This window comes from Homoserinibacter sp. GY 40078 (assembly GCF_008017545.1).
Taxonomy (GTDB): Bacteria; Actinomycetota; Actinomycetes; order Actinomycetales; family Microbacteriaceae; genus Homoserinibacter.
Genome location: NZ_VRTZ01000003.1, coordinates 60,403 through 81,760, shown reverse-complemented (window position 1 = coordinate 81,760; position 21,358 = coordinate 60,403). Strand labels below are relative to the sequence as shown.

The 21,358-nt window shown below is 70.9% G+C and carries 19 protein-coding genes; 9 read left to right on the top strand and 10 right to left on the bottom strand.

All coding sequences use genetic code 11. The features are described from left to right. Window positions 1–119: 119 nt before the first annotated feature. The 4 genes from FVQ89_RS13655 to mtrA all read right to left on the bottom strand — a co-directional run bounded on the left by FVQ89_RS13655 (window position 120) and on the right by mtrA (window position 4,783). Window positions 120–773, bottom strand: a complete 654-nt coding sequence (locus FVQ89_RS13655; RefSeq protein WP_187265048.1) for a ComF family protein — start codon at window positions 771–773, stop codon at window positions 120–122. Window positions 774–836: 63 nt separating this feature from the next. Next, a complete protein-coding gene (locus FVQ89_RS13650) occupies window positions 837–2,516 on the bottom strand; it encodes an LpqB family beta-propeller domain-containing protein (protein ID WP_147902545.1) in 1,680 nt (559 codons plus the stop codon). Beyond that, window positions 2,513–4,093 (bottom strand): MtrAB system histidine kinase MtrB, encoded by a 1,581-nt coding sequence (gene mtrB, locus FVQ89_RS13645; RefSeq protein WP_147902544.1) that lies wholly within the window; start codon window positions 4,091–4,093, stop codon window positions 2,513–2,515. Before mtrB ends, FVQ89_RS13650 begins: the two co-directional genes overlap by 4 nt. A 9-nt stretch (window positions 4,094–4,102) precedes the next feature. Continuing rightward, entirely contained in the window at window positions 4,103–4,783 is a 681-nt protein-coding gene (gene mtrA / locus FVQ89_RS13640; RefSeq protein WP_147902543.1) for an MtrAB system response regulator MtrA, read from the bottom strand. A 118-nt stretch (window positions 4,784–4,901) separates the two neighbouring features. Here mtrA and FVQ89_RS13635 point away from each other — a divergent pair, with 118 nt between their 5' ends. Genes FVQ89_RS13635 through FVQ89_RS13615 form a run of 5 tightly spaced genes read left to right on the top strand, consistent with a single transcriptional unit; the run spans window position 4,902 to window position 10,135 of the window. Beyond that, window positions 4,902–6,023: a hypothetical protein gene (locus FVQ89_RS13635; RefSeq protein WP_147902542.1), complete on the top strand. Its 1,122-nt coding sequence runs from the start codon at window positions 4,902–4,904 to the stop codon at window positions 6,021–6,023. 2 nt (window positions 6,024–6,025) lie between these two features. Then, the gene (locus FVQ89_RS13630) at window positions 6,026–6,694 is read left to right on the top strand and encodes a DUF4129 domain-containing protein (RefSeq protein ID WP_255513628.1); all 669 of its coding nucleotides are present in this window, start codon (window positions 6,026–6,028) and stop codon (window positions 6,692–6,694) included. Beyond that, entirely contained in the window at window positions 6,691–7,836 is a 1,146-nt protein-coding gene (locus FVQ89_RS13625) for a DUF4350 domain-containing protein (RefSeq protein ID WP_147902540.1), read from the top strand. The genes FVQ89_RS13630 and FVQ89_RS13625 overlap by 4 nt, the downstream gene beginning before the upstream one ends. Window positions 7,837–7,858: 22 nt before the next feature. After that, window positions 7,859–8,818 carry a MoxR family ATPase gene (locus FVQ89_RS13620; protein WP_147902539.1) on the top strand — a complete coding sequence of 320 codons (960 nt, stop codon included), beginning with the start codon at window positions 7,859–7,861 and terminating at the stop codon, window positions 8,816–8,818. A 3-nt stretch (window positions 8,819–8,821) separates the two neighbouring features. After that, on the top strand, window positions 8,822–10,135 hold the full coding sequence (locus FVQ89_RS13615; protein WP_147902538.1) for a DUF58 domain-containing protein: 1,314 nt from the start codon (window positions 8,822–8,824) through the stop codon (window positions 10,133–10,135). A 70-nt stretch (window positions 10,136–10,205) separates the two neighbouring features. On the opposite strand, the gene katG is transcribed toward FVQ89_RS13615, so the two are convergent. Together katG and FVQ89_RS13605 are read right to left on the bottom strand one after the other, a co-directional pair. Beyond that, window positions 10,206–12,428, bottom strand: a complete 2,223-nt coding sequence (gene katG, locus FVQ89_RS13610) for a catalase/peroxidase HPI (protein WP_147902537.1) — start codon at window positions 12,426–12,428, stop codon at window positions 10,206–10,208. After that, on the bottom strand, window positions 12,421–12,894 hold the full coding sequence (locus tag FVQ89_RS13605) for a Fur family transcriptional regulator (protein WP_255513627.1): 474 nt from the start codon (window positions 12,892–12,894) through the stop codon (window positions 12,421–12,423). Before FVQ89_RS13605 ends, katG begins: the two co-directional genes overlap by 8 nt. A gap of 107 nt (window positions 12,895–13,001) precedes the next feature. On the opposite strand from FVQ89_RS13605, the gene FVQ89_RS13600 reads away from it, so the two are divergent. From FVQ89_RS13600 to FVQ89_RS13590, 3 genes are all read left to right on the top strand, one after another. Beyond that, on the top strand, window positions 13,002–13,712 hold the full coding sequence (locus FVQ89_RS13600) for an aquaporin (RefSeq protein ID WP_147902535.1): 711 nt from the start codon (window positions 13,002–13,004) through the stop codon (window positions 13,710–13,712). Between the two features lie 73 nt (window positions 13,713–13,785). Further along, window positions 13,786–15,261: a cell wall metabolism sensor histidine kinase WalK gene (locus tag FVQ89_RS13595; RefSeq protein ID WP_147902534.1), complete on the top strand. Its 1,476-nt coding sequence runs from the start codon at window positions 13,786–13,788 to the stop codon at window positions 15,259–15,261. Next, window positions 15,239–15,928, top strand: coding sequence for a response regulator transcription factor (locus FVQ89_RS13590; RefSeq protein WP_147902533.1), 690 nt, complete (start codon window positions 15,239–15,241; stop codon window positions 15,926–15,928). Before FVQ89_RS13595 ends, FVQ89_RS13590 begins: the two co-directional genes overlap by 23 nt. 41 nt (window positions 15,929–15,969) lie before the next feature. Here FVQ89_RS13590 and FVQ89_RS13585 read toward each other — a convergent pair whose 3' ends face one another. After that, window positions 15,970–16,473, bottom strand: a complete 504-nt coding sequence (locus tag FVQ89_RS13585) for a hypothetical protein (RefSeq protein WP_147902532.1) — start codon at window positions 16,471–16,473, stop codon at window positions 15,970–15,972. Between the two features lie 87 nt (window positions 16,474–16,560). After that, on the bottom strand, window positions 16,561–17,556 hold the full coding sequence (locus FVQ89_RS13580) for a stage II sporulation protein M (RefSeq protein ID WP_147902531.1): 996 nt from the start codon (window positions 17,554–17,556) through the stop codon (window positions 16,561–16,563). Between the two features lie 17 nt (window positions 17,557–17,573). On the opposite strand from FVQ89_RS13580, the gene FVQ89_RS13575 reads away from it, so the two are divergent. Beyond that, a complete protein-coding gene (locus FVQ89_RS13575; protein WP_147902530.1) occupies window positions 17,574–18,416 on the top strand; it encodes an RDD family protein in 843 nt (280 codons plus the stop codon). Window positions 18,417–18,435: 19 nt separating this feature from the next. On the opposite strand, the gene ahcY is transcribed toward FVQ89_RS13575, so the two are convergent. Further along, window positions 18,436–19,914 carry an adenosylhomocysteinase gene (gene ahcY / locus FVQ89_RS13570; protein WP_147902529.1) on the bottom strand — a complete coding sequence of 493 codons (1,479 nt, stop codon included), beginning with the start codon at window positions 19,912–19,914 and terminating at the stop codon, window positions 18,436–18,438. Between the two features lie 28 nt (window positions 19,915–19,942). Continuing rightward, entirely contained in the window at window positions 19,943–21,355 is a 1,413-nt protein-coding gene (locus tag FVQ89_RS13565) for a phosphomannomutase/phosphoglucomutase (protein ID WP_147902528.1), read from the bottom strand. Window positions 21,356–21,358: the final 3 nt, after the last annotated feature.

Here is a 21,358-nt window from a genome sequence, read left to right as displayed (position 1 = left end):
TGATCCAGCCGAAGTGCCGCCCATCGGATCAGGCGGTCGTCTCCTTCGCGCCTTTTCGCCCACCGTAGTCGTCGCCACCATGGATGTCACCCGACTTTCGTCCTGCGGATGCTGTGAGTTCAGACAGTTCCTGCCGAGAGCGGCGTGGCGGCGATCACGACCGCTGCCGGCACCACGGCGCCCGCAGCGCGAACGGCCCTTGCGGCCTCGTCGAGGGTCGCACCGGTCGTCACGATGTCATCGACGAGGAGCACCCGACGGCCGGCGAACGAACCGCGCGCCCGATGCGCACCCACCATGTTCTGCGACCTCGCCGCGCGATCGAGGGTCTTCTGCTGAGGCCTGGCGGCAGGTGGGTGAAGCGCCCGAACTCCCTCGAGCCCGGCCCGGGCGAGCACGACCCGCACCGGGTCGAAGCCACGACGACGCCACGCGGATCTCGACGACGGCACCGGGCAGAGTGGGGTGCGCGGGTCAGCATCGATCTCCGCGAGCGCCGAGCGCAGGAGCGGGGCGAGCGCGGAGGCGAGCGGCGTGCGTCCCGCCTTGAGGGCGAGGAGCACGGAGGCGACCACCCCCTCGTAGGCAGCCCCGGCGGTGACGGTGAGCCCGCCCGGAGTCGTGACCAGTACCGGCTCGGGTGCGAGCGCACGCTGGCAGCGGCCGCACAGCTCCCGATCCGGAGCACGGCATCCGGCGCACTCGACAGGCGACACGATCGCCAGCGCGTCGCGCATCGCTTCGCGGAGGCCTGCGACGAGTGCTCGATCCATCCGCCGATCCTGGTGCGACGACCGCATCCTCGCGGCCCCAGGGGGTACGGCTGGGGAGAGTGCCTACTGCTGCGTGCCGAGGAAGGAGGCGACGATCCCCGTCGACTGCCATCCACCGCTCGAGGTGCGACGCCATACGTCGCCATCGGCGTCGCGCACCCGGATGCCGTCCGCGGTGTTGCCTCCCACGATCTGCACGCCGCCGTCGAGGGCGCCGAACGACTCCGCGCGCCCGCCGATGCGGTAGAGCTCGACCTGCGACTCGCCGTCCGACCCCGAGAGCACGGCGATCGTCGACGCATCGACCCAGGCAGCGTCGATGAGAGGCGCGTCGCGGACCACGAGCTGAAGAGGCGTGCCCAGGCCCGTCGGAACCCCGTCGGCATCGCGGACGATGCCGATCATCCACACCGCCGAGGTGTCTCCGACGCGCGTCGCCACGAGCAGCCGGGCACCTTCCCGCGACACATCGAGCGTGCGCGCCGTGCCGTCGAGGAACGGCGCCGACACCGGATGCGGTACGCCGTCCGCCCCGGTGGCGACGATCGCCGAGGGTTCGTCGGCCGGCACGGTCCACACGTAGTCGAGGTCGTCGATTCCCGGATCGATGAGATTCGACCGGCCGTCCACCCGGAGCGGATCGTCGCCCGCCTCGACGAGCCAGGCACCATCATCCGCGCGCACCGCTGCCGACTCGGCATCCCGCGCAAGTGTCGCCCCGTGGGGGTCGAGCCCCTGCACCGGCCGCGACAGCCCCGGCACGGTCTCGACGGCATCGCGCGCGAGGAAGCCGAACGCGTCGCCTGTGCCGCCGAGCGTCTTCTGCGAGACGGCGAGCACCCGGTCGACCGAGGTGCGATCACCCACGGTGACCGCGAAGCCGTCGGCCGTCAGTTGCACCGAACTCGAATCGGTGAGGGTCGCAAGGCTCGCAGCGAGCTGTTGCTGCATCCGCCATCGCGCGAGCTCAGGCTGGGTCGCGATGTCTCCGGAGAGATCCACGGTGGCGACCCCGTTGGCCACCTGAACGCTCTCGACGGCGCTCCCGGCCGGGAAGGCGGTCACGAGCACCCCCTGCCCGTACCAGTCCGACTGGCCGCGCAGCAGCTCCGTCACGATCCGGTCCGCTCGCGAGGGCGTATCCGGGAACCACCTGAGGTCCGGCACGAGGTACTGATAGCTCGGGTCGAAGTAGTACAGCGGAGACGCGCTGAAGGCGACCGTGAATCGCCCGGATGGCAGGAGCGATCCGTCGGGTGCCGAGGAGATGCGCCACTCGCCGTCGGCGTTCTTCGCGAACTCGTACGCGAGCGTCTCGTTCTGCGGCTCCGCCAGATCCGCGTAGTCGCCGTGCGCTCCGACGACCGCATCGACCCGCACCGACACGGTGTAGCTGTCCTCGTCGACGGCGACCGGCACGACCGCGGTGTCGGAGATGAGCACGTTCGAGGTCGGCCGCCACTCGGTGCGGAACTCGTCGGTGAGGTAGTCGCGCGCGACGATGAAGTCGTTCTTGGGCGAGCGCTGCGCCCGGAGGAATCCGAGCAGCAGTTCGTCGGGTGTGGCTCCCGTCTGCGGCCCTTCGGGGAGCGAGATGAGGTCGTCGCCGTCTTGGTCCGCGCCGATCGGTTCGGAGCCGACGGGCCCCGCGTTCGGAATGCCCGCGCACCCGGCGAGCAGCAGTGCGGCGACGAGGGCGACGCCCGCCGACCGCAGCACGGACGTCCGTGCCCAGCCGCTCATGCGGGCACCTCGCCATCCGGCGGGAGTCCGAGCGGCGATGCGCCGTCGAGCACATCGCCGCGCCGACGCGGCAAGGTGAGACGGAAGCAGCTGCCCCCGCCGGGCTCCGACCACACCGCCAGCTCGCCCCCGTGCACCGCGGCGTCTTCGAGCGAGATCGCGAGTCCGAGTCCCGTGCCCCCCGTGGTGCGCTGGCGCGAGGGGTCGGCGCGCCAGAAGCGGTCGAACACACGCTCCACGTCCTGCGGTTCCATCCCGATGCCGTAGTCGCGCACCGCGATCGCCGCGGCGCGTTCGTCGGAATCCACATAGACGACGATCGGCTTCGACTCCCCATGATCGATGGCGTTGCCGAGCAGATTCTGAAGGATGCGGCGGATGCGGCGCACGTCGACATCCGCCTCGAAGTAACCGCCCGGCGCGACGAGGCGAATCTCGGTCCCCCGCTCCCGTGCGAGCGGTTCGACCGCCTGGATGGATTCCTCGACGAGGCGCACGAGGTTCGTCGGATCGGTCTCGAGCTCGACGGCGCCGGCGTCGTAGCGGCTCATCTCGAGAAGATCCGAGAGCATCTCTTCGAACCGTTCCACCTGTGCGTGCAGAAGCTCGGCCGTGCGCGCCGTGGGCGCCGGGAAGCGCTCGCGCTGGTCGTACAGCACGTCGCCGGCAAGACGGATCGTCGTGAGAGGCGTGCGCAGCTCGTGCGAGACGTCGGAGACGAAGCGCTGCTGGACCCGCGAGAGCTCGGCGAGGCGTCGGATCTGGGTCTGCAGGCTGTCGGCCATCCGGTTGAACGAGCGTGCGAGCGTCGCCAGTTCGTCCTCCCCCCGCACGGGCAAGCGCTCTTCGAGGTCGCCCTCCGCGAGCTTCTCGGACACGTCGGCGGCGATGCGCACGGGACCGACCACGAGCCGGACGATGAGGTACGCGACGCCCCCGAAGAGCACGACGAGCGCGATGCCGCCGAGAAGCAGCGTCGACTGCACGAAATCGAGGGTCTGCTGCACGTCGGAGAGGTCGTAGACGAGGAACAGCTGGTAGCGGCCGCCGGAGAAGGTGTCGAGCAGTGATCCCGTCGTGATGCCGGGGTCTGCTCCCCCGCCGTCGACCAGGGCGACCGACTGCCACGAGATCGATTCGACGCCGCCGGACGAGACCTGCGCCCGCAGCTGCGGCGTCGCGTACGCATCGAGGAAGTCGCGGCTCGCACGGTTGTCGACGACCTGTGGGATGTCCTGTCCGGGCTCCCAGAGGAGCGCCGTGTAGGCGGCCGTGGTCGAGAGCTGCACGGCCTGGATCGCGGAACTGACCGTCGCCTCGACGTCGACGCTCTCGCCGAGCCCTTCGGCCGAGGTGAACATCTGCTGTGCCTGCTCCGTGGCGCGCCCGGCCTCCGAGATCACCTGCTCGCGCCTTGAGTCGAAGAGGTTCGACCGTACGGAGGTCGAGATCACGACGCCGATGACCGTGACCGCGATCGCCGAGAGCACCACGGTGATGACGATCGTGCGCGCGCGCAGGGAGCCGCGCCAGACGTGGACCAGGCGGTCCCGCCAGGCGCGCCAGTCCCACCGCACGCCAGGCCCCTAGGTGACGGCGCCCGCGCGGTAGCCGACTCCGCGCACGGTGGTGACGATCCGCGGGTTGTCGGGGTCGTGCTCGACCTTGGCGCGCAGCCGCTGCACGTGCACGTTCACGAGCCGCGTGTCGGCCTTGTAGTGGTAGCCCCACACCTGCTCGAGCAGCATCTCGCGGGTGAAGACCTGCTGCGGCTTCGCCGCGAGCGCGAGCAGCAGCTGGAACTCGAGCGGAGTGAGCCCGATGCGCGCGTCGCCGCGCCGGACCTCGTGGCCGGGCACGTCGATCACGAGGTCGCCGATCTGGATGCGCTCGGTCGTGTCGGGCAGGCTCGGCCGCAGGCGGGCGCGGATGCGCGCGACGAGCTCCTTGGGGTTGAAGGGCTTCACGATGTAGTCGTCCGCACCGGACTCGAGCCCCTGGACGACGTCCATGGGCTCGCCCTTGGCGGTCAGCATGATGATCGGGGCACCGCTCTCGGCGCGCAGCGTGCGGCACACGTCGATGCCGCTCATCCCCGGGAGCATGAGGTCGAGCAGCACGAGGTCGGGCCGCTCCTCGCGGAAGGCGTCGATGGCGGCGCGCCCGTCGGCCGCGACGATCGTCTCGAAGTCCTCGCCGTCGAGGATGATGCCGATCATCTCGGCGATCGCCGGGTCGTCGTCGACCACGAGAATGCGCGCGTTCATTGACCTCGTTCGCTCCGTCTCGTCCCACACGGGCTGTTCGGTTCTGACAACACTAGCCGTGGTGTGGGAGCATATCCCGCAGGCGAGTGAGCGTCCCTCGCGAACGATCGGAGGCCGGGTGACGGAGCCGAGTGGCGGATTCCCGGCCCCCAGCTGGGCTCCCCCGCCACGCGAGCCGTTCCTCCCCCTGCGTCCGCTGACTCTGGGGCAGATCATCGGCGGTGGCATCCGCGCACTTCGACACAACCCGCAGGTGACGATGGGGCCCGCCATCCTGCTCTCGCTCGTGGCGACTCTGGGGTCGTTCGCTCTCTCTGACCTGCTCGCGCCCGCGGTGCTCGACGCACTCGGCTCTCGTCGCACCGGCGCCGAGCTGTACGGCTGGCTCAACGGATTCGGTGCGGGTCTTCTCGTGTGGGTGTCGACGACCGCGCTCGGCGAGGCGACCGCGATCGTTCAGCGCGGCCTGTCGGCCGCGGAGGTCGCGCACGCGGTCGTCGGGCGGCGACTGACCGTTCGCGGTCTGCGTCGCCGCACCCGTGGCGCTCTCGGCCGCACGATCGGGTGGGCGGTGCTGGTCTTCGCGGTGCTCGTCTTGGGCGGGCTGACCGGTGCCTTCGTGCTCGCGAGCGCGGCGTTGGCGAACCCGGTCGCCGCGGTCATCGTCACGGTGGTGCTGTACCCCGGGGCGACGGTGCTTCTCGTCTGGCTCGGCACCCGGCTCGCCTTCGTGCCGCAGGTGCTCGTCGTCGAGCGCCTGGTGCTCGCCCGGGCTCTCCGGCGGGCCTGGGGGCTCACCCGAGGCTCCGGCTGGTTCTGGCGCGTGTTCGGCATCCGGCTGCTCGTCGGCGTGATGATCGCCGTCGCGACGAGCATTGTGACGACGCCCGTCCAACTTCTCGGACAGTGGCTCGGGTTCGTGCTCGCGGGCAACGGCGACGAGGGCGACCTGTTCACGATCTCAGAGATCACGACCGTCGTCGCCGCGATCGTCGTAGCGGTGATCTCCGCCGTCGCGCTCGTGATCGTCACCTCGACCGACGCCGTGCTCTACCTCGACCAGCGGATGCGCCGCGAGGGCCTCGACCTGATGCTCGCCCGGTTCATGGAGACGCGTCGGCCGTCCACGCACTTCGATCCGACCGAGGCAGACCCCTACCGCTCCCCCGACACGGCACCGACGTCTCAGACGCCAGCCGCCCGCGCCGCCACGACTCCGGAGGGCGCGACATGGTCGTGACGATGACCTCGAGCATCCCCCTGGATCCGGACGCCGAAGAGGCGCGCGAACTGCTGCGCGACGAGCTGTCGCAGGCGAGATACGGCACGGGCGGAGAGGACGCCTCGCCCACGTGGCTCGAGGACCTCCTCGACGCCCTCGGCCGCTTCTTCTCCTCGATCGGCGGCGACGGCGGCGGCGCACCCCTCTGGCTGGGCGTGCTGATCGCGGTGGCCGCGGCCGTGCTGGTCATCGCGTTCCTCGTCTTCGGGCTGCCCCGCCTCCGCGCCCGCAGCAAAGTCACCTCCGAGGCCGACGTGTTCGAGGCGGACGACGTTCGGGATGCGGCGGCGATGCGTCGCGCCGCGGATGCCGCCGCCGGTCGCGGACAGTGGGCGGAGGCCATCGCGGAACGGTTCCGAGCGCTCGCACGGTCGCTGCACGAGCGCTCACTCGTCACGAGCCTGCCCGGCAGCACGGCCCACGACGTGGCGCGACGGGCGGGAGCCGCACTCCCCACCCACGCGAGCGCGCTTGCGGCTGCGGCCGACGAGTTCGACGCCGTGCGCTATCTCGGCGACCCGGGAGACGCGGCCCGCTACGAGCGACTGGCCACCCTCGACGCGGCGATCGATCGCGAGCGCCGGGCCGCGACCGAGCCCGAACTCCGACCGGCGGAGGTCGAGGCGTGAGGGGTCGAGCCGGCGCGGCCGCCGGATGGGTCGCGCTCGGCATACTGGTCGTGCTCGTCGTCCTCGCGGTCTGGGCAGGGTCACGGGGTGAGTCGGTGGGACTGCACGAACGCGATCCGGACGACGCGTCGCCGACCGGCGCACGCGCGGTCGCGGAGGTCCTGCGAGATCAGGGGGTGGAGGTCGTCGTCGTCCACTCGATCTCCGAGGCGACCGCACAGACGCGTGGGCACGGCGGCGATACGACGCTCCTACTCGACGACGACTGGTGGATGCTCGGCGCGGACGCGTACGCGCGCGTCGCTGACCTGACCGACTCCGTGCTGCTCGTGCAGCCGCGCGACGCGGCGCTCGAGGCCATCGTGCCGGAGGTGGTGTACGCCGGCTTCCCCGCAAGCGTGGCGGATGCCGACTGCGAGCTGCCGGCCGCCCAACGCGCCGAGACGATCATCGCGACCGGCGACGCGTACGACGCCCCGGACGACGCCATCCGCTGCTTCCCGACGCCCGGCGGTGCGGCATCTCTCGTGCGCCTCGAGCGCTCGGGCACGCAGATCACGGTGCTCGGGAGCGGCGACGTGCTCGCGAACGAGACGATCACCGATCACGGCGCCGCAGCCCTCGCGCTCGGGCTGCTCGGCGAGCGCGGGCGTCTCGTCTGGTACCAGCCGGGACTCGACGATCTCGTGGTCGCCTCGGACACCGGCACCCTCGCCTCCCGCCAGGCCGACTGGTACCTGCCGCTCATGGTGCTCCTGTTGCTCGTCGGCATCGCTGCGATCCTGTGGCGCGGACGCCGGATGGGGCCGGTCGTCGTCGAGGACCTGCCCGTCGAGGTGCGCGCGAGCGAGACGATGGAGGGCCGCGCTCGCCTCTACGAGCGCGGTGCAGCGCGTGGCCACGCCATCGACATCCTGAGACGCTCGACGATCGATCGCCTGGCGCGCACCCTCGGGCTGCCGCGCACCGCCGACGACGACGCGGTCATCGCCGCGACCGCCGCCGCGACCGGACGCGACCCTGCCGACGTCGATGCGCTGCTGCGCACGCTGGAGGCGCGGAACGACCGAGCGGTCGTCCATCTCTCCGACCAGCTCGCGACGCTTGAACGCGACCTCACGCACAGCGTGAGGCCCCGATGACCGCCACGGAAGAATGGACGACATGACCACCACCAATGAGCTCCGAGATGCCCTGTCGCGCGTGCGCGTCGAGGTGGGGAAGGCGGTGGTCGGGCAGGACGGCGCGGTCACCGGGCTGCTGATCGCCCTCCTCGCGAACGGCCACGTGCTGCTCGAGGGCGTGCCGGGCGTCGCGAAGACCCTGCTCGTGCGTGCGCTCTCGCGGTCGCTGTCTCTCGAGACCCGCCGAGTGCAGTTCACGCCCGACCTGATGCCCGGCGACATCACCGGATCGGTCGTCTACGACCCCAAGAGCGGCGTGTTCGAGTTCCGCGAGGGGCCGGTCTTCACGAACATCCTGCTGGCCGACGAGATCAACCGCACCCCTCCGAAGACCCAGTCGGCCCTGCTGGAGGCGATGGAGGAGCGTCAGGTGTCGGCCGACGGTGTGACGCGCCCCCTTCCCTCGCCGTTCCTCGTCGCGGCGACGCAGAACCCGATCGAATACGAGGGCACGTACACGCTTCCCGAGGCGCAGCTCGACCGGTTCCTGCTGAAGCTCGTCCTCGATCTTCCGGTGCGCGACGCCGAGGTCGAGGTGCTCACCCGCCATGCGGGAGGGTTCGACCCGCGCGACCTCGAAGCCGCCGGCGTGACCCCCGTGCTCGATGCCGCGACACTCGCCGCCGCGCGCGCCGACGTCGCACACCTGCCGGTGAGCGCCGACGTTCTCGGCTACGCCGTCGACCTCGCACGCGGCACCCGGCAGAGCCCGTCGGTGCGCCTCGGGGTCAGCCCGCGCGGCGCCACCGCGCTCCTCGCGGCCTCGCGCGCGTGGGCGTGGCTGTCCGGCGCCGCAGGCGTCACCCCCGACCACATCCAGGCGATGGCGCTGCCCGTGCTGCGCCACCGCATCCAGCTGCGCCCGGAGGCCGAGCTCGAAGGGGTCGGCACGGATGCCGTGCTCCGCTCGGTCATCCAGCAGGTGCGCGTCCCCATCTGAGCCGTGGCGATCTCGGGTTGGTTCGTCCTCGCGCTCGCCGTCGGCGCGATCCCTGTCGTCGTGCTCGGCGGATGGGCGGGGCTCGGCGTCTGGGGCGCGTTCCTGCTCGTCGCCGCGAGCGTCGACCTGCTGCTCGCCGGATCCCCTGCGGCGGTGCGGATCACGCGTGACGTCCCGGCGCGCGCGCGGCTGGGTGAGCTGACGCCGACCTCCCTCACGCTCACGAACACCGGGCGGCGCACCGTACGCGGCACGCTGCGCGACGCGTGGCAGCCGTCCGCGGGGGCGACGCCGCGCCGCCGCCGCATCGCGCTCCCCGCATCCGAGCGGCGGGAGGTGACGACGACCCTCACGCCGATCCGTCGGGGCGAGCTGCACGCCGCGGGCGTCACGATCCGCTCGTGGGGTCCGCTGTTCCTCGTCGCCCGGCAGCGCACGCAGACGGTGCCCGGTGTGCTGCGCGTGCTGCCGCCGTTCTCGTCACGCCGCCATCTGCCGTCGCGGATCGCGCGCCTACGCGAGCTCGACGGTCGCACGAGCCTGCTGGTGCGGGGGCAGGGCACCGAGTTCGACAGCCTGCGGGAGTACGTGCGCGGCGACGACGTGCGCTCGATCGACTGGCGCGCGACCGCCCGCCGCCGTGATCCGGCGGGCGGCGGCGCGAAGCTCGTCGTGCGCACCTGGCGCCCCGAACGGGATCGACGGATCGTGCTCATCGTCGACTCGGGACGCACCGCCGCGGCCCGGATCGCCGACGAGGTGCGCCTCGACACCGCGTTCGAGGCGAGTCTGCTGCTCGCGGCGCTCGCGACCCGCGCGGGAGACCGGGTGGATCTCGCGGTCTACGACCGGCGCGTGAGGGGACGCGTGCAGGGCGCCACCGGCGCGCAGCTGCTCGCCCGCATGGTCGACGTGCTCGCCCCGATCGAACCGGAGCTCATCGAGCCGGACTGGTACGGGGTGCCCGGACTCGTGCGTTCGATCACCACGCACCGCGCGCTCGTGGTGATCCTCACCGCGCTCGACGCACCGGGGAGTGCGCGGCCGCTGCTGGCGATGCTGCCCGAGCTGACACGGCATCACACGGTGGTCATCGCGTCGGTGACCGACCCGGAGGTGCTGGCCGCCACCCGCGAGCGCCGCGACACAGCGGAGGTGTACCGCGCGTCCGCCGCTGAGCGCGCGCTGCTTGATCAGGCACGGGTCGCGGCGGCGGTCCGGCGCCTCGGCGGCGATGTCGTCACGGGAGCACCCCAGGACCTGCCCCCGGCGCTCGCCGACCACTACCTCGCGCTCAAGGCAGCGGGGCGGTTATAGCCACCACGGGGGCGAGCGGCTCTCGCCACCCGCCCCCGCGATTCCACGCTGCCGGTCAGTGCGGATCGAATCAGTGCAGGTCGAAGCGGTCGAGCTCCATGACCTTCGTCCAGGCCGCCACGAAGTCGTCCACGAACTTCGCCGCTGCGTCGTCACTCGCGTACACCTCGGCGACCGCGCGCAGCTCCGAGTTCGACGCGAACACCAGGTCGGCGCGGGTGCCGATCCAGCTCGTGCCGTCGGCGGCGCGGCCGCGGAACGCGTGGGATCCCGGATCGAGCGGCGTCCACTCGGTGCCGAGTTCGAGCAGGTTCACGAAGTACGACGCGTCGAGCACACCGGGGGTCGCTGTCAGCACGCCGTGCGTCGAGCCGTCCCAGGTGGCGCCGATCGCCCGGAGGCCGCCGACCAGCACCGTCATCTCGGGGGCGCTGAGGGTCAGCAGGTTCGCCTTGTCGACGAGCAGGTGCTCGGCAGGCAGTTGCGCCGCCGGGCCCGTGTAGTTGCGGAAGCCGTCGGCGACGGGCTCCAGGTAGCCGAACGAGTGGAAGTCGGTCTGCTCCTGCGTCGCGTCGGTGCGTCCCGGGTGGAAGGGCACGACCACGTCGCGCCCCGCGGCGTGCGCCGCCATCTCGACGCCCACACCTCCTGCGAGGACGATCAGGTCGGCGAGCGAAATCCGCACGCCGTCGCTGCGCGAAGCCGCGAAGTCCGCCTGGATCCCCTCGAGGACCGACAGCACCGAGGCGAGCTCCTCCGGGCGGTTGACCGCCCAGCTGCGCTGCGGCTCGAGCCGAATGCGGGCACCGTTCGCGCCGCCGCGCTTGTCGCCGCCACGGAACGTCGAGGCCGACGCCCACGCCGTGCGCACGAGCTGGTCGACAGTCAGCCCCGACTCGCGGATGCGCACCTTGAGGTCGGCGACGTCTGCCGTCTGCACGAGTCCGTGGTCGACCTCGGGGATCGGGTCCTGCCAGATGAGGATCTCGTCCGGCACCTCCGGGCCGAGGTAGCGCGTGAGCGGCCCCATGTCGCGGTGGGTCAGCTTGAACCACGCGCGCGCGAACGCATCCGACAGCGCCTCCTGATCGTCGCGGAAGCGGCGCGAGATCTTCTCGTAGTCGGGGTCGACGCGGAGCGCCAGGTCGGTCGTGAGCATGCGGGGCTCGCGCTTGCCCTCCGAGTGGGCGAGCGGCACCATGTCGGCGCCGGCGCCGTCCTTCGGTCGCCACTGCTGGGCGCCGCCCGGGCTCGTCATGAGCTCCCACTCGTAGGCGAACAGGATGTGGAAGAACTCGTTGTCCCAGCGGGTCGGGTGGTAGGTCCACGTGACCTCGAGACCCGAGGTGACGGTGTCGTCGCCGCGACCCGAGCCGTGCGCTCCCGCCCATCCGAGCCCCTGCGACTCGAGCGACGCCGCCTCGGGGTCGGGCCCCACCGCGTCATCGCCCGCGGCACCGTGGGTCTTGCCGAAGGTGTGACCGCCCGCGATGAGCGCCACGGTCTCCTCGTCGTTCATCCCCATCCGGCCGAAGGTCTCGCGGATGTCGCGGGCCGCGGCCGCCGGGTCGGGAACGCCTTCGGGGCCCTCCGGGTTCACGTAGATGAGACCCATGGTGGTCGCGGCGAGAGGCTTCTCGAGTTCGCGATCGCCCGAGTAGCGCTTGTCGGTACCGAGCCAGGTGGTCTCGGCGCCCCAGTACACGTCGTCGTCGGGCTCCCAGACGTCGGGGCGGCCGCCCGCGAAGCCGAAGGTGCGCAGTCCCATCGACTCGAGCGCCACGTTGCCCGCGAGGATCATGAGGTCGGCCCACGAGATCTTCTGGCCGTACTTCTTCTTCACCGGCCAGAGCAGGCGTCGCGCCTTGTCGAGGTTCACGTTGTCGGGCCAGCTGTTGAGCGGGGCGAAGCGCTGCTGACCGGCGCCCGCGCCACCGCGTCCGTCGCCGGCGCGGTAGGTGCCCGCGCTGTGCCAGGCCATGCGGATCATGAGCGGCCCGTAGTTGCCGAAGTCAGCGGGCCACCAGTCCTGCGAGGTCGTCAGCACCGACTGGATGTCGGCCTTCACCGCGTCGAGGTCGAGCGAGCGGAACGCGGCCGGGTAGTCGAACCCGCCGCCGAGGGGATTCGCGACGTCGGGATTCTTGGCGAGGATCTTGACGTTCAACCGATTCGGCCACCACACGCTGTTGCCGGAGCCCTGGGTGGGTCGCGGCTGCTCGCCGTGTACGACGGGGCACCCCTCGGCGGGGGTCTCGTCGCCTGTGACGATGGGCGATTCGGTGTCAGTCACGGATGCTCCTCCTCGGAGATTCGACGGTGTTGGGTGAAACCACGCCGGTCGCCCGGCACTCGGGGCACATACCCCAGAAGACGACCTCGGCGAGGTCGATCTCGAAGCCGCCGGCGTCCGACGGCTCAAGGCAGGGGGCGTGGCCGGCGACGCACGCGACGTCGGCCACGGCGCCGCATCCACGGCAGACCACGTGGTGGTGGTTGTCGCCGACGCGCGACTCGTAGAGCGCGGCCGAATCGGCAGGCTCGATACGCCGGACGAGGCCATGGTCGGTGAGCGCGCGCAGCACGTTGTGCACCGACTGGACGGAGAGTCGCGGATGGTCGGCGCTGAGAGCCCGAGCAAGTGACTCGGCGTCGGAGTGCGGCTGGGCATCGACCGCTTCAAGAACGGCCGCGCGAGGCGACGTGACCCGGAGTCCGGCCCGCCGGAGGCGGTCGACGGGGCTTGCGGGGTGATGCACAATACGACCATATCGTGAATGACTCAAAACAAGAATTCGTGCCGCGGGGAGGCGCATCGGAGTAGCCTGACGGCGTCCCACCACCACCTCGACAAGGGAATGGACACATGAGCGACGACGCCGCCCCCGCACCCCTCGTCCGACGCCTCATCGCCGAGACGTTCGGTACCTACGTCCTCGTCTTCGCCGTCCTCGGCGCAGCCCTCTTCTTCACCCCCGACAACGGAGGCGCCCTCCCGGTGGCGCTGGGCGTCGGCCTCGGAGTGCTCGCCGCCGCCTACGCCGTGGGGCATATCTCGGGCGGGCACTTCAACCCGGCCATCACGCTCGGCGCCGCGGTGGCGGGTCGCTCGCGCTGGGTGGACGTGCTCCCCTACTGGGTGGCCCAGATCGTCGGCGCCATTTTCGCCGTCCTCACCTTCGGCCTGTGGGGAATCGTGAGCGGCAAGACCATCGACTTCGGTGCCGTCTCGAACGGATTCGATGGGCACTCCCCCGCGGGGTTCACGCTGTGGGCGGTCCTCATCGCCGAGATCGTCGCCACGTTCCTGTTCGTGACGATCGTTCTGGGCGTTACCGCAGCTGGTGCCACGACCGCCGGCTTCGCGCCTCTCGCGATCGGTCTCGGGCTCACGATGCTGCACTTCGTGATGATCCCCATCAGCAACGCCTCGCTGAACCCCGCCCGATCGATCGCGCCCGCTCTGCTCGGTGGGCCGGAGGCACTCGGGCAACTGTGGGTGTTCCTGGTGGCGCCGCTCGTCGGGGGACTCCTCGCGGGGGTGCTGCACCGTCCGCTCTTCGGCGCCACGCGCTGACGGGCGAGGATGATGACAGCTTTCTCACGCTAGGCGCCCGGCCCCCGCAGACCCCGGACGCGATAATCGGGGGATGCCGTCTCGATGGCGCGAATCCCTGCGCTCGGCGCGATTCCGCATCCTCGCCTCGATGCTGGCCGTCGCCGCGCTCGGCATGACCGTGGCGGGGCTCGCCGCCTACCTCATCCAGCGCGAGCGGGTGCTCGCCGAGATCGACGACCGGCTGACCCTGACGGTCGAGGGCCTCCAGTTCCTCGCGGAGGGCGGCGATCCCGCGGCGGACGCCGAGCCGCCGACGACGGTAGAGGAATTCCTCACGCTCGCGATGACGCGCGTGCTTCCCGACCACAACGAGTCGACGCTCGGGATCGTCGACGGAGTGGCGCGCTTCCTGCCCTCGAGCGCGATCCGCTTCCGGCTGACCGACGACCCGGCATTCATCGAGCGGATCGTGGCGGAGTCCGACCCTGATCGCGTCGTACGCGGCACCGCCGACACGGCGGTCGGGACGCTGCGCTACGTGACGATCCCGGTGACGATCCAGGACGACCCCTCGACGGGGCTCTACGTCTCGGCCTACGACCTGGGCGCCGAGCTCGCCGAGATCGACCAGGCGTTCCGCACCTATGCCCTGTTCGCCGCCGTCGCGCTCGTCCTGGTCGGGCTCGTCGGCTGGTTCGTCTCGGGCCGCCTGCTGCGCCCCCTGCGGCTGCTGCGGAAGACCGCCGCAGAGATCGGTGAGAACGACCTGCAGGCGCGCATCCCCGCGAGAGGCACCGACGACGTCTCGGAGCTCTCGCGCGCGTTCAACGCGATGCTCGACCGCCTCCAGCGCTCCTTCGACACGCAGCGGCAGCTCCTCGACGACGTCAGTCACGAACTGCGCACGCCCATCACGATCGTGCGGGGCCACCTCGAGCTCCTCGACCCGGACGCGCCCGGTGAGGTGACGACGACCCGCCACCTCGCGATCGAGGAACTCGATCGGATGAACGGTCTCGTCGACGACATCGCCCTGCTCGTGAAGACGAGTCGCCCCGACTTCCTCCGACGCGAGCCGACCGACGTCGCCGACCTCACCGAACAGGTGCTCCGCAAGGCACGCGCGCTGAGCCCCGCCCACGAGTGGGGACACGCCGGATCCGCGCACGTGAGTGCCGACCTCGACCCCTCGCGGATCACCCAGGCGTGGCTCCAGCTGGCCGAGAACGCCGCCAAGTACGCGCCCGCGGGCACGCTCATCTCGATCGGAAGCGTGCTCGTCAGGGAGCAGGAGGGCACCGCCGTCGAGCTGTGGGTGCGCGACCACGGCCCCGGCATCCCGCAGCACCAGCTCGACTGGATCTTCGACAGGTTCGCGCGCGTCGAGGTCGGCCGCGGGGCCGAGGGCTCCGGTCTCGGGTTGTCGATCGTGTCCGCCATCGCCGCGGCCCACGGCGGACGCGCGTACGCCCGAAACCCCACAGGCGGCGGCGCCCGCGTCGCGATCAGCCTGCCGCTCTCCGCCCACGACGAGGAGGAACCGGATGCCGCGCATCCTGATCGCTGAGGATGAGGCGCGCATCGCCTCGTTCGTGGAGAAGGGCCTGCGCTCCGCAGGATTCGGCGTCGAGACCGTCGCCGACGGCGTCGACGCGCTCACCCGGGCACGGTCCGGCGAGTTCGACCTGGTGCTCCTCGATATCGGTCTTCCCGGGATCGACGGGTTCGAGGTGTTGCGCCGACTGCGTCGGGACGGCGACACGACCCCCGTCATCATCCTCACGGCGCGGGACTCGGCCGCCGACACCGTCGCAGGATTCGAGGGCGGTGCCAACGACTACGTCGCGAAACCGTTCCGTTTCGACGAGCTGCTCGCTCGCGTCCGGGTGCGGCTCCACGAGGCCCGCCAGCACTCGACGGCCGGAGACCAGGTGCTCACCTGCGGCCGGGTGATGCTCGACACCCGCACCCGGCGAGTGACCTCCGAGGCCGGCACCTTCGATCTGTCGGCGCGAGAGTATGGACTCGCCGAGGAGTTCATGCGCCACCCCGAGCAGGTGCTCAGCCGCGAGCAGCTGCTGAGCCGCGTCTGGGGCCTCGACTTCGATCCGGGCTCGAACGTCGTCGACGTCTATGTGCGCTACCTGCGCAAGAAGATCGGTGCCGATCACCTCACGACGGTGCGCGGGATGGGCTACCGCTTCACAGGAGACCCCGGCCGAGCCGGGCGCTGAGGCCCGCCCCGACCGGGGTCACGTGGATTGAATCGCTGGGCTCAGTCGTCGCCGCCGCGGTCGTCGCCGCCCCAGTCGTCTCCGCCGTCGTGATCGTCTCCGCGGTCGTCGCCGCCGCGGTGGTGACGGTCGGTGCCGCCATCCTCACGGCCGTCGTGGTCGCCGTCGTGGTCGCCGTCGTCGTCGCCGCGATCCCCGTCGCAGTCGTCCTTCTTCGAGTCGTCGTCGTTCAGCTTGACCGGGGCAGAGGGGTCGACCTCGTCGACGTCACCCGAACCCTGGTCGGCCGTGCCGTCGTCGTCGCCGGCCTCGGTCGAGTCGTCGGTCGCGTCCTCCGTCGCGTCATCCGTCGGCTCCGCCGCGACATCCGTGGTGTCCTCTGTGTCCTCGACGACCAGTTGCGCCGTGCTCACACCGTCGATGGCGAGCGGCGCACCCACCTGCTCGGCGAGATCGAGAGAGGAGGCGTACGCGACGCCTCCGACGAGAGCCGAGGCGCCGAGGGCGCACGTTCCGGCGATGGCGATGATGCCGGTTCTCTTCATGGGAGGTTCCTTTCGACGACCTCAGCATGACGCGGTCGGATGAGACCACCCGACGCGCGACATGAGAGCTCTGTCATGAGCCGCCCCTCACACCGAGACGATGCGCCGTGCCCCGGTCGAGAACTCGTCGAGGTCGCCCAGCTCGCCGGCCCGGAAGGCACGCCGCCCGACGACCCACTGGTAGACGAGGAACGCCGCCAGTGCGAGCGTGCCGATGCCGATCTTCACGACCCACGGCCAGTCCTGCCGCGTCACGAATCCCTCGATGAGACCCGAGACGAGGAGTGCCACGACGAGACCCACGACGACGGTGAAGAACGCCCGTCCGTCCTGTGCGAGAGCCTGGGCGCGCGTCCGTGCGCCGGGGGCGATCCACGACCAGAAGATCATGAGGCCGGCAGCACCCGCCAGGAAGATCGAGTAGAGCTCGAGCTGGCCGTGCGGCGCGATGTAGAGGAAGAACTGGTCGAGGCGGTCGTGGTGGTTCATGACCGCGGCCGAGATCCCGAGCCCCTGCGCGTTCTGGAAGATCACGAACGGCACCCAGACCCCGAGGATGCCGAACATCACGCATTGCGCAGCGATCCACGCGTTGTTGGTCCATACCTGCGCGGCGAATCCCGCCTCGGAGTAGGTCGAGTAGTAGTCCACGAAGTCGCTCTCGGCGTACCTCTCGAGCTCGGACGGCAACCCGAGCGTCGCGAATGCGCGCGGATCGCTCGAGAGCCAGATGAAGTACGCCGCAGCGATCGCGACCGTGGCTGCGGCGAGCGCAAGCGTGAGCCATCGGATGCGGTAGAGCGCCGCGGGAAGCTGCACCGCGACGAACACCGTCAGCGACCGCAGCGGTTCGGGACGCGCTCCCGTGAAGAGAAGCCGGGCGCGCCACAACGCGAGCGAGAGGTGCTCGCCCTGCGTGGATCCGCCCACCGAGGTGCGGATAGCCGCGAGCTGCGTCGCGCCCGCCTGATACCCGTCGATGAGCTCGTCGGCCTCCGGGCCGCTCGGACGCCGACCGCGAGCGAGGCGCGCGAGACGGTCCCACTCCGGGCCGTGGGCGGAGGCGTACGCGTCGAGGTCCATCTGCTTGAATGATACGCATGGCCAGGCAGCCCGATGCCGATTGGGTGGACACACTCGACGACGGCGACACGCTGCTCACCGGCGAGGCCGTCTCGCTCGATCTGCGGCCCGCGGGATTCGCTCTGCGGGCCGGGTCCGCGGCGATCGACGTCGTCGCATCGATCCTCGTCTTCGTGGCCCTCCTGATCGGCGGGATGACGACCGTCGGGTGGCTGAGGCTCGAGGCCGCCTGGGTGAACGTGGTCGTGATCAGCAGCCTCGTGCTCGCGTTCGTCGTGGTTCCCTGTCTCGTCGAGACGGTCAGTCGCGGCAAGTCGCTCGGTCGTCTCGCGGTCGGCGCACGCATCGTGCGCGACGACGGCGGGGCCGCCGGCTTCCGGCACGCGGCGATCCGATCGCTCGTCGGCGTCATCGAACTCGTGATGACGCTTGGAGGCCTCGCCGCGCTCGTCGGACTGCTCTCGCCTCGCGCCAAGCGGCTCGGTGACCACCTGGCCGGCACCTACGCCCAGTACGAGCGGGCCCCTCGCGTGCCGACTCCGGTCTTCGGGATGCCGCTCGAACTCGTCGGCTGGGCTCCCGTCGCCGACGTGGCCCGCATGCCGGATGCCCTCGCCCGCCGGATCGCCGCCTTCCTCGCATCGGCTCGCGATCTCGACCCGGGTCGCCGCGCCTACCTCGCCCAGCAACTGGCGTTCGAGGCATCGGCCTACGTGTCGCCCCTGCCGGTCGTGGACCCCGAGATCTTCCTTGCCGGGGTTGCCGTCGCGCGCCGCGACCGCGAGACGCGTGCCCTCGGGCTGGAGGCGCAGCGCCTCGCAGCGCTCGAGCCGGTCCTGACCTCCGACGCCCGCCGCTGACGACGGGCCTCACCCGCGCTCAGTAGCGGTAGTGGTCCACCTTGTAGGGGCCGTCGACGCTCACTCCGATGTAGTCGGCCTGCGACGGGGTGAGCGTCGTGAGCTCGACGCCGAGCGATGCGAGGTGCAAGCGCGCGACCTTCTCGTCGAGCACCTTCGGCAGCACGTACACGGCGGTCTCGTAGGCGTCGCGGTTCACCCACAGCTCGAGCTGTGCGAGCACCTGGTTCGAGAACGAGTTGCTCATCACGAAGCTCGGGTGCCCGGTCGCGTTGCCGAGGTTCATGAGGCGCCCCTCGCTCAGCACGAGGATGCTGCGCCCGTTCGGCAGCCGCCACTCGTGCACCTGCGGCTTGATCTCGACCCGCTCGACACCCGGAAGAGCCGCGAGGCCAGCCATGTCGATCTCGTTGTCGAAGTGACCGACGTTCGCCACGACCGCGAGGTGCTTGAGGCCCTGCAGGTGCTCGGCGGTGACGACGTTCTTGTTGCCGGTCGCCGTGATCACGAAGTCTGCCTCGTGGATCACCGACTCGAGACGAGCCACCTGGAATCCGTCCATCGCGGCCTGCAGCGCGTTGATCGGGTCGACCTCCGAGACGATCACCCGCGCACCCTGCCCGCGGAGCGCCTCGGCTGCACCCTTGCCGACATCGCCGTAGCCCGCGACGAAGGCGACCTTGCCGCCGATCAGCATGTCGGTGGCGCGGTTCAGGCCGTCGGGAAGCGAGTGGCGGATGCCGTAGGTGTTGTCGAACTTCGACTTCGTCACCGAGTCGTTCACGTTGATCGCGGGGAACAGCAGTCGCCCCTCGCGGTGCAGCTCGTAGAGACGGTGCACGCCCGTCGTGGTCTCCTCGGTGACGCCCTGGATGCCCTCCGCGACGCGCGTCCAGCGCTGCGGGTCGTCGGCGAGCGAACCGCGCAGCAGCTCGAGCACGACCGCCCACTCCTCGCTCGCATCCGGTGCCGTGGGCGGCACGCCGCCCGCCTGCTCGTAGTCCCGACCGGTGTGCACGAGCAGCGTCGCGTCTCCGCCGTCGTCGAGGATGAGGTTCGGGCCCGTCCATTCGGCCCCCGTTGCGGCGGCCTCGTCGCTCCAGTCGAAGATGCGCGAGGTGGCCCACCAGTACTCCTCGAGGGTCTCGCCCTTCCAGGCGAAGACCGGAACTCCCGCGGGCTGCTCGACGGTGCCGGTCGGGCCGACTACGACGGCCGACGCCGCCTCGTCCTGGGTGGAGAAGATGTTGCAGCTCGCCCAGCGGACCTGCGCCCCGAGGGCGATGAGGGTCTCGATCAGCACCGCGGTCTGCACGGTCATGTGCAGCGATCCGGCGATGCGCGCACCGGCGAGCGGCTGCTGCGCACCGAACTCCTCGCGCAGCGCCATGAGGCCCGGCATCTCGTTCTCGGCGAGACGGATCTGGTGGCGGCCCGCGGCGGCGAGGGCCAGGTCGGCGACCTTGAAGGGGACCGAGGTCGAGGTGGGGATGCTCATGCGCCCCATTCTCGCAGTCGCGCGGAAACTATGCGCGGATGAGTGCGAGCACCTCGTCGCGGATGGCTTCCATGCGACCGGGCTCGTCTGCCTCGACGTTGAGCCGCAGCAGGGGCTCCGTGTTCGAGGGCCGCACGTTGAACCACCAGAAGCCCTCGTCGGGTGCCCCGGTGACGGTGAGGCCGTCGAGCTCGTCGAACTCCCCGCGGCCCGTGAACGCATCGACGATGCGCGTGTACGCGGCGGGGATGTCGGTGACGGTCGAGTTGATCTCGCCCGAGAGCGCATACGGGTCGAACTCGGCGGCGAACTCGGAGAGTGCCGTGCCCTGGCCGCCGAACTCCGCCAGCAGGTGCATGGCCGCGAGCATGCCGTTGTCTGCACCCCAGAAGTCGCGGAAGTAGTAGTGCGCCGAGTGCTCGCCACCGAACACAGCGCCCGTCTCGTGCATGCGGTCCTTGATGAGCGAATGGCCCACCTGGGTCCGCACCGCGACCGCGCCCGCCCGCTCGATCGCCTCAGGGACGAACCGCGACGTGATGAGGTTGTGGATGACCGCGATCTCGCCGGTCTCTCCTGCTGCACGCACCCGAGCGACCTCGCGCTGGGCCACGATCGCCGCGACCGCACTCGGGGTGACGGGCGCGCCCGTCTCATCGACCACGAAGCAGCGGTCGGCGTCGCCGTCGAAGGCGAGGCCCAGATCGGCACCGTGCTCGACGACCGCCTTCTGCAGGTCGACGAGGTTCGCCGGCTCCAGCGGGTTCGCCTCGTGATTCGGGAAGGTGCCGTCGAGCTCGAAGTAGAGCGGGATGATCTCGAGCGGGAGCCCCGGGAGCCCCGCATCGGTGCCGAGGACCGCGGGCACGGTCATGCCCCCCATGCCGTTGCCCGCATCCACGACGACGCGAAGCGGACGGATGCCGCTCAGGTCGACGAGCGAACGCAGGTGCGCCGCGTAGTCCGCGAGGACGTCGCGCGAGCTCACCGAACCCGGCGCGGCTACCGCAGCGACGGCGCCCGCGTCGAGATAGGCCTGGGCGCGGTCGCGGATCGCCGCGAGACCCGTGCTGAGCGAGATGCCCTGCGCTCCGGCGCGGCTGAACTTGATGCCGTTGTAGATCGCGGGGTTGTGGCTCGCGGTGAACATCGCGGCCGGGGCGTCGAGGAAGCCGGACGCGAAGTAGGTCTCGTCGGTCGAGCACAGGCCGATGCTGACGACGTCCGCGCCGCGAGCCGATGCCCCGCGCGAGAACGCCGCCGCGAACTCCGGCGAGGAGTCGCGCATGTCGTGCCCGACGACGACGGTCTGCCCCGCGGCACCCAGTTCGTCGACGAATCCGGCGGCAAGCGCCTCGACCACCTCGGGCGTCAGCTGGGAGCCGACGAGGCCGCGGACATCGTAGGCCTTGACGAAAGCGGAGAGATCAGTGCTGCTCACGGG

Bases quoted from the DNA above. Each gene is read 5' to 3' on its own strand.
- FVQ89_RS13590 (WP_147902533.1), top strand. From the start codon at position 15,239: ATGCCGCGCATCCTGATCGCTGAGGATGAGGCGCGCATCGCCTCGTTC.
- FVQ89_RS13580 (WP_147902531.1), bottom strand. From the start codon at position 17,556: ATGGACCTCGACGCGTACGCCTCCGCCCACGGCCCGGAGTGGGACCGT.
- FVQ89_RS13620 (WP_147902539.1), top strand. From the start codon at position 7,859: ATGACCACCACCAATGAGCTCCGAGATGCCCTGTCGCGCGTGCGCGTC.
- FVQ89_RS13575 (WP_147902530.1), top strand. From the start codon at position 17,574: ATGGCCAGGCAGCCCGATGCCGATTGGGTGGACACACTCGACGACGGC.
- ahcY (WP_147902529.1), bottom strand. From the start codon at position 19,914: ATGAGCATCCCCACCTCGACCTCGGTCCCCTTCAAGGTCGCCGACCTG.
- FVQ89_RS13650 (WP_147902545.1), bottom strand. From the start codon at position 2,516: ATGAGCGGCTGGGCACGGACGTCCGTGCTGCGGTCGGCGGGCGTCGCC.
- mtrA (WP_147902543.1), bottom strand. From the start codon at position 4,783: ATGAACGCGCGCATTCTCGTGGTCGACGACGACCCGGCGATCGCCGAG.
- FVQ89_RS13600 (WP_147902535.1), top strand. From the start codon at position 13,002: ATGAGCGACGACGCCGCCCCCGCACCCCTCGTCCGACGCCTCATCGCC.
- FVQ89_RS13630 (WP_255513628.1), top strand. From the start codon at position 6,026: ATGACCTCGAGCATCCCCCTGGATCCGGACGCCGAAGAGGCGCGCGAA.
- FVQ89_RS13585 (WP_147902532.1), bottom strand. From the start codon at position 16,473: ATGAAGAGAACCGGCATCATCGCCATCGCCGGAACGTGCGCCCTCGGC.
- FVQ89_RS13595 (WP_147902534.1), top strand. From the start codon at position 13,786: ATGCCGTCTCGATGGCGCGAATCCCTGCGCTCGGCGCGATTCCGCATC.
- FVQ89_RS13655 (WP_187265048.1), bottom strand. From the start codon at position 773: ATGGATCGAGCACTCGTCGCAGGCCTCCGCGAAGCGATGCGCGACGCG.